Genomic DNA, 6,561 nt, shown 5'->3' with positions numbered 1-6,561 from the left:
GCCCCGATCCGTGTCGATCAGAACGCCGCACGCGGCAGCACTCGCTTGGGTGGTCAATGCGCCGCAACGACCGCCAACCTCGCCAGTCCAAAAAGCAATCCACCGAACGAGGCCGCAAGCCCGACCGCTATAAAGGGTAAAAGCGGCAACTTGATCGCTCCAAAGTCTTCCTCATGCGACGCGGACTTGCGCACCCCAAAGAAGCTCCACAACACGATTCGCAGCATTCTCAGAAAACTCATGATTTACCCCTAAATGCCGAACGAGGGATCGGCCTCTGTTGCATCTGATAATGCGCTTTCAGTTAGTCCGACAACAGCAGCAGTTGACGAGAATATCGCAGCAGCAGTTCGCGTAAACACCCAGGCGGCTTCGTCGATGAGCACGAAATATGCGCGTGATAGGCAATGGCCAGGCCTGAAACTGGTTTTCCTTTACTATGGGACGTGCGACAATTTTTCTGCCTGTAAAGGCAGAACAATGCAGGAAAAGCGCGGAGGCTAGCGTGACTGACTCAAAGCGAATCGGTTGTAGCAAACTACTGCCCAAGGTGATGAGCGCCGAGAGTGCAGCATCGCTCATAACATCGGGTAGTACCGTCGGGCTGAGCGGCTTCACGGGGTCTGGCTATCCCAAGGCCGTACCGCTAGCGCTCGCCGCAAAAATCAAGACTGAACATAGCGCCGGCAACCCGTTCCGCGTGCGCGTGTGGACGGGCGCATCGACTGGCCCGGAGCTGGACGGCGCGCTTGCCGCGGCGGACGGCATCGAGTTCCGCTTGCCCTACAACTCCGACCCGATCGTCCGCGAAAAGATCAATCGCGGCGAGATCGAATATTTCGACATGCATCTGAGCCAGGTGGCGCCGATGGCATGGCAGGGCTTCCTGGGTCCGCTCGACACCGCGGTGATCGAAATCACCGGCATCCGGCCCGATGGCGCGCTCATTCCCTCCTCGTCTGTCGGCAACAACAAGACGTGGCTCGACCGGGCTCAGCATGTGATCCTGGAAGTCAACAGTTGGCAGCATGAGGCGCTCGAAGGGATGCACGACATCTATTACGGCACCGCGCTTCCGCCCAACCGCGTCCCTATTCCGCTCGTGCGTCCGGACGACCGCATTGGCGAGCCCTATTTTCGATGCGACCCCGACAAGATCGTCGCGATTGTCGAGACCCACGCGCCCGACCGAAATCTCCCGTTTGCGCCGCCTGACCAGGTGGCGCAAGCCATAGCGGGGCATCTTCTGGAATTCCTGCGTCACGAGGTCGCCAAGGGCCGCCTGCCGGCCTCGCTGCTGCCGATCCAGTCCGGCGTGGGCAACATCGCGAACGCAGTCCTCACCGGGCTCCTGGACAGCCCGTTCGAGAACATGACCTCTTACACCGAAGTGATCCAGGATGGGATGCTGGACTTGCTTAGCGCAGGCAAGCTGCGCATGGCGTCCGCTACCGCCTTTTCACTCAGCCCAGAGGCTGCTGCCCGGCTTAACGCCGACATGGCGCGTTTCCAAAACAAGATGATCCTGCGCCCGCAGGAGATCAGCAATCATCCGGAGCTGATCCGGCGCCTGGGCTGCATTGCCATGAACGGCCTGATCGAAGCCGACATATACGGCAACGTCAATTCAACTCATATCATGGGATCGCGAATCCAGAACGGCATTGGGGGTTCAGGCGATTTTGCCCGCAATGCCTACGTCTCGATCTTCATGACGCCATCCATCGCTAAGGGCGGGAAGATTTCCGCGATCGTGCCGCAGGCGAGCCATGTCGACCACATCACGCAGGACGTGCAGGTGATCGTGACCGAACAGGGCCTGGCCGATCTGCGGGGTCTATCGCCCAAGCAGCGCGCCAAGGTAATCATCGAGAACTGTGCGCATCCCGATTATCGGAGCGCGTTGGCCGAGTACTTCCAGCGCGCCAAGGAACACTCCTACGGCCAGCATGCCCCTTCGCTGCCGGGCGAGGCACTGTCCTGGCACCAGCGGTTTATCGACACGGGATCGATGCTCGCCTGATGCCGACGGGATTGCTTGCAGTCTCGTCATACGAGTCGCTAACGCTCGCCGGCAAGACGGCAAGACGGCGGGACCGAAATACGATAAGCAGGTCTAAAAGTGGTAGATGCGTTGTCAACTGCAACCCACCTGAGCAAACGCGCAGGTCCTTCCTGGAGAAAGCTATGGCAAAGATATTGGTGCTCTACTACTCGATGTATGGCCACATCGAAACGATGGCGGCTGCGGAGGCGGAAGGCGCCCGGTCGGTTCCAAACGTCGAAGTCACCGTGAAGCGCGTCCCGGAAACGATTCCCGAAGAGATAGCCGCCAAGCACGGCGTGAAGCTCGACCAGCCGGCGCCCGTCGCGACTCCTGACGAATTGGCGAACTACGACGGCATCATCTTCGGCACCCCTACGCGGTTCGGCAACATGGCCGCGCAGATGCGAAACTTCCTCGACCAGACGGGCGGCCTATGGGTGAAAGGATTACTCGTTGGAAAAGTCGGCAGCGTGTTTACGTCGACAGGAACGCAGCATGGCGGCCAGGAAACCACGATCACGTCTTTTCATTCCACCCTGCTGCACCAAGGCATGGTCATCGTCGGGGTGCCTTACTCCTGTAGCGGGCTGGTCAACATGACCGAGATTACGGGTGGCTCGCCTTACGGGGCGTCGACCCTGGCAGGCACGGACGGCAAGCGTCAGGTGAGCGACAACGAACTGGCCATCGCCCGGTTCCAGGGCAAGCATGTAGCCGAAATCGTCGTCAAGCTTAACCGGTAGCCCCCTCTCTTTAGCGAGCGCTGCCGCTATGCCGAACTCGCATGGCGGTACGCTTTCCTGAGCGCCGGACTCAAGCGCTTTTGCAAAACTCATGCAGCGCGGTCAGCCTGCGCACGGGGTCCGCGACATACGGATTGGACTCGTCCCACGCGTAGCCTGCGAGCACGGCGCAAACCATGCGCCGGATCTGCGGTGTCTGGTGCGGATAGAAAATGATGTCCTGCAACTCGCCCGTGTACCAGCGCTCGACAAACGCACGAAATGTATCGATACCCTTGCGCAGCGGCACGTCGTATTCCGCCCGCCAGTCGACTGCCTCGCCGGCGAACTGGCGCTTGAGCGTCTGCACAGCGAGATGCGCGGAACGCAGCGCGATCGTCACACCTGACGAAAACACGGGATCGAGAAACTCGCCCGCGTTGCCGAGCAAGGCATAGCCTGGGCCGTGCAGCCACTCGACGTTCGCCGAATAGCCGCCGATATGATTGACAGGCATCAGGAACGGCGCGTCGCCGATCAACGCACCGAGCGTCGGTTCCTGCCGGATAAGCGCGCGCAGCTTGGCCTCCCGTTCAGCTTCGGGACAGTCGAGGAAAGACGCTTGCGCGACGCATCCAACGGACGAACGGCCGTTTGCCAGCGGGATCATCCAGTACCAGACATCGCGGTGCTCGGGATGAGTGGCCACGCAGATCTTGTTGCGATCCGTAACGCCGGGCGCAATGCCGTCGCGAACGTGCGTGAAGATCGCCGCGCGGGACGGCATGCGGGTCGATGTTTCAAGGTCCAGCAAGCGTGGCAGGACGCGGCCAAAGCCACTCGCGTCGAGCACGAATTGCGCTCGCACCTGGTAGGCATCGCCCGCTTCATCCGTTACGTCGAGCGTAGGAGCGGCGCCGGGTTGCATGGCGTGGACGGTGTGGCCGAAACGAACGACCGCCCCCTGTTCCGCGGCGCATCGAATCAGCAGGTCGTCAAACACGGCCCGCTCGACCTGATACGTCGTGCCCCACCCGGACGAATGCTTGTCGCGGAAATCGAACGACGACGACTGGTCGCGCCAGACGAAATGCGCGCCGTTCTTGTACTGGAATCCTGCTTCGATAACAGCCTGCAGCATGCCGGCTTCTTCCAGGTACACCATGCTCTGCGGCAACAGGCTTTCGCCGATTGAGAAGCGCGGAAAATGCTGGCGCTCAAGCACGAGCACCGAGCGGCCGGCCTTTCTCAACAATGCGGCGGCGACAGCGCCCGACGGACCCGCGCCAATGATGGCGACATCGACATCGACATCGGACGCGCGTTGATTCAACGGGTGGGTATTCAATGAAACCTCATGGTGTATGTACGGTTGAACGACAACTCAGACGCCCATCCAGGCGTCGAACACCAGGCTTGCGCAACTGCCGCCGAACCCGAATGAAACCGACATCGCGGTGTCGATACGCGCGTCGCGCGATGTACGTATAAGGGCCATGCCCTCGATGCACGGATCGGGTAATTCGATCTCTCCGGTTCCGGCCATGAAGCCGTCGCGCATCATCAATAGCGTGTAGATCGCTTCATGCGCACCGCACGCGCCGAGCGGATGGCCGGACAATCCTTTCGTCGATGAAAACGGCGGAATTCCTTCAGCGTCCCCGTCGCCGAAAATGGCGGAAAACGCGCGTACTTCTTCCAGGTCGCCAAGCTGGGTGGACGGTGCATGCGCGTTGATATAACCGGGGCGTGTGCCCGCTTCGTCGAGTGCGCTACGCATTGCGCGGGCAATGCCGGGCGCATGCGGCGTGACCATCCCCGTGCCATCGGTGCAATGACCGAAGCCGGTGAGCTCGGCATAAATGCGCGCGCCACGCGACACCGCGTGCTCCAATGATTCAAGCACCAGCACGCCTGCGCCTGACGCGATCACGAAGCCGTCGCGCGCGGTATCGTAGGGACGTGATGCGTGTGCGGGCGTGTCGTTGAATCGTCGCGACAAGGCACCCATTGCGTCGAACATCAGGGTCACGTTGTCGTGCAGCGACTCGCTGCCACCCGCGAGCACAATGTCCTGGCGGCCGGTCTGGATCAGTTGCATCGCCTGGCCGATCGCGACCGCCGAAGTCGTGCAGGCCGACGACGGCGAGTAAGTCGCGCCTTCAATTCCGAAGACCTGCGACACGTTCGCCGACGCGGTGCTGCTCATTGTCTGCGGCACGGTATAGGGCGGCACTTTGTCGACGCCGCGCGCATGGGCGATGGCAATCGCCGCCTCGTAGGTGGACAACGTGCCGACGCCCGAGCCGATCACCGCGCCGGCCCGAGGACTTCGCAGTGCGCGCGAATCGAGCTGCGCATCTTCAATGGCGTTGCGTGCCGCATGGCAAGCGAAGCGCGCGGTGTCACCCATGAAGCGTTCCAGCTTGCGTTCAAACGGAGCCTCACCCGCGAGCGATGCCACGCCCGCGACTTGCGATGCAAAGCCGCGCTCGCGCCAAGCGTCCACACGTGTGATGCCGGAACGGCCCGCGCGCAAATTCGCCGATACCGCGTCGAGCGAATTGCCGAGGCAAGATACGATCCCCATGCCGGTCACGACCACGCGCGACATGCCGCGCTGCCTTGCGACGCTCATCGCACGCGCCTGAAAACCAGCGACGTATTGATCCCGCCGAACGCGAAGTTGTTGCTCATCACATACTCGGCGTCGATCGTGCGCCCCGTGTCCATGATGTAGTCGAGCGGCGCACAGGCCGGATCGACGTTCGTCAGGTTCAGCGTGGGCGCGTACCAGTTGCGCTTCATCATCTCGATCGTCCACCACGCCTCAAGCGCGCCACAGGCGCCGAGCGTATGCCCGACATAACTCTTGAGCGAACTGATCGGCATGCTTGCGCCGAACGTCTGCGCGGTCGCGTGACTTTCAGCAATATCGCCACGATCCGTGGACGTGCCGTGCGCGTTCACGTACGCAATCGCGTCGGCGGGAAGGTTCGCGTCGCGCAACGCAAGTTGCATGGCGAGGGCCATGGTATGCGCCGTCGGTTGCGTGATGTGCGCACCATCGGAATTGCAGCCGAAGCCCACGATCTCCGCATGAATTCGGGCACCACGCGCCACCGCGTGCTCATACTCCTCAAGCACGAGCGTGGCCGCTCCTTCGCCGACCACGAGACCATCGCGTGCAATATCGAAAGGGCGCGGCGTGAGGTGGGGCTCGTCATTGCGCGTGCTGGTTGCATAGAGCGTGTCAAACACGGCGACAGCCGGCCCTGACATTTCCTCGGCCCCGCCCGCGAGCATTAGGGTCTGCTTGCCTGTGGCAATCGTTTCGTACGCGAAGCCGATCGCCTGGCTACCCGAGGCGCATGCGCACGAGGTTGGAACAATTCTCCCTTTCAAGTCCCAGAAAAGGCTGACGTTCACGGCCGTGGTGTGCGGCATCATCTGTACGTAGCTATTTGACGTGACGCCGTTCATCGATCCGGTAGCGAGCATCGAGCCGAACGCGCGAATCGGTTCGACCGATCCCGACGACGATCCATACGCCACACCCATGCGCCCGTCCGCAATACTCGCGTCATCGCTTAATCCTGCATCGACTAGTGCGAGTTCGCTGGCGCGCACCGAATAGAGCGACACAAGACCCATGGAGCGCGTCTTCTTGCGCGGATAGTGTGCAGGGGCGACAAACCCGGGCAGCGGACACGCGAGCCGGGTATGCAGGTTCTCGTAGAAGTCCCACTCGTCCATCCGGCACACGGCATTGCGGCCGCTCCTGAGCACGGC

Annotated in this window: 6 protein-coding genes; 2 read left to right on the top strand and 4 right to left on the bottom strand. The window is 61.7% G+C overall.

Annotation, left to right across the window (positions count from 1 at the left end; all coding sequences use genetic code 11):
* Positions 1-53: 53 nt before the first annotated feature.
* Positions 54-242, bottom strand: coding sequence for a DUF2970 domain-containing protein (locus tag WCA53_RS30830; protein WP_423920432.1), 189 nt, complete (start codon positions 240-242; stop codon positions 54-56).
* Between the two features lie 311 nt (positions 243-553).
* Between WCA53_RS30830 and WCA53_RS30825 the strand changes: the two genes are divergently transcribed.
* Both WCA53_RS30825 and wrbA read left to right on the top strand, forming a co-directional pair.
* A complete protein-coding gene (locus WCA53_RS30825; RefSeq protein ID WP_423920435.1) occupies positions 554-2,023 on the top strand; it encodes an acetyl-CoA hydrolase/transferase family protein in 1,470 nt (489 codons plus the stop codon).
* 164 nt (positions 2,024-2,187) lie between these two features.
* Positions 2,188-2,790 carry an NAD(P)H:quinone oxidoreductase gene (wrbA, locus tag WCA53_RS30820; RefSeq protein ID WP_423920429.1) on the top strand — a complete coding sequence of 201 codons (603 nt, stop codon included), beginning with the start codon at positions 2,188-2,190 and terminating at the stop codon, positions 2,788-2,790.
* 70 nt (positions 2,791-2,860) lie between these two features.
* Here wrbA and WCA53_RS30815 read toward each other — a convergent pair whose 3' ends face one another.
* From WCA53_RS30815 to WCA53_RS30805, 3 genes are all read right to left on the bottom strand, one after another.
* On the bottom strand, positions 2,861-4,117 hold the full coding sequence (locus WCA53_RS30815) for an NAD(P)/FAD-dependent oxidoreductase (protein WP_423920424.1): 1,257 nt from the start codon (positions 4,115-4,117) through the stop codon (positions 2,861-2,863).
* A gap of 36 nt (positions 4,118-4,153) precedes the next feature.
* Positions 4,154-5,407, bottom strand: a complete 1,254-nt coding sequence (locus WCA53_RS30810) for a beta-ketoacyl-[acyl-carrier-protein] synthase family protein (protein ID WP_423920419.1) — start codon at positions 5,405-5,407, stop codon at positions 4,154-4,156.
* A partial coding sequence (locus WCA53_RS30805; protein WP_423920416.1) for a beta-ketoacyl-ACP synthase occupies positions 5,404-6,561 on the bottom strand: 1,158 nt, incomplete at its 5' end. The genes WCA53_RS30805 and WCA53_RS30810, both read right to left, overlap by 4 nt.

It is taken from the genome of Caballeronia sp., from assembly GCF_049581465.1.
Lineage (GTDB): Bacteria > Pseudomonadota > Gammaproteobacteria > Burkholderiales > Burkholderiaceae > Caballeronia.
The sequence above is the reverse complement of the archived record's forward strand: the minus strand, read 5'-3'. Positions and strand labels throughout refer to the sequence as shown.

What these genes read in the sequence shown, in the direction of transcription:
- WCA53_RS30830 (WP_423920432.1), bottom strand. Translation starts at nt 242, where the DNA reads ATGAGTTTTCTGAGAATGCTGCGAATCGTGTTGTGGAGCTTCTTTGGG.
- WCA53_RS30825 (WP_423920435.1), top strand. Translation starts at nt 554, where the DNA reads ATGAGCGCCGAGAGTGCAGCATCGCTCATAACATCGGGTAGTACCGTC.
- wrbA (WP_423920429.1), top strand. Translation starts at nt 2,188, where the DNA reads ATGGCAAAGATATTGGTGCTCTACTACTCGATGTATGGCCACATCGAA.
- WCA53_RS30810 (WP_423920419.1), bottom strand. Translation starts at nt 5,407, where the DNA reads ATGAGCGTCGCAAGGCAGCGCGGCATGTCGCGCGTGGTCGTGACCGGC.